The following is a 452-nucleotide window of genomic DNA, read 5'->3' as shown; positions in this document are numbered from 1 at the left end:
CCAGGCGTGTTGACACCGCGTCTGAGGGGTAATCCGCCCCCGAGGCTCCACCATACGTCTGCCCACTGGCGGACGACATCGCGTCCATGGTCTTTAACTCAGAGCGCAGCACGTCCAGCCTCGCCACGTTTTCGAGGTAGTCATAGAGACATCGCTCCGCGAATTCAAAACGCACCTCATCGCCTCCCCTCATCGGCAGGCGCCGCCTCCGGGGCGGCGTGCCCCCAGTCGTCGAACATCCGCAGCTGTTCCGCCTTGGGCTCCGGCTTCTTCGGCTTCGGGCGAAAGCCCTGACACTCCCGCATCCTGTAATACGCCCGCCACGGTTTTCCTGCTAAGCAATAATACGTATTTTTATCTTTTTGGCGCGGACAGTACCTGCAGAGCGAGCAAAGATAGATTCCCCGTTCTCTCATGAACTCAAATTCTTCGTGACTAGGTCGTGCTAACGC

Annotated in this window: 1 protein-coding gene; it reads right to left on the bottom strand. The window is 58.6% G+C overall.

Going from position 1 to position 452, the window contains the following annotated elements; all coding sequences use genetic code 11:
• Nucleotides 1-176: 176 nt before the first annotated feature.
• Complete coding sequence (locus tag SY1_RS12605) at nt 177-305, bottom strand: hypothetical protein (RefSeq protein ID WP_015557066.1); 129 nt, start codon at nt 303-305, stop codon at nt 177-179.
• Nucleotides 306-452 lie beyond the last annotated feature (147 nt).

The organism is Fretibacterium fastidiosum, from assembly GCF_000210715.1.
Lineage (GTDB): Bacteria > Synergistota > Synergistia > Synergistales > Aminobacteriaceae > Fretibacterium > Fretibacterium fastidiosum.
The sequence above is the reverse complement of the archived record's forward strand: the minus strand, read 5'-3'. Positions and strand labels throughout refer to the sequence as shown.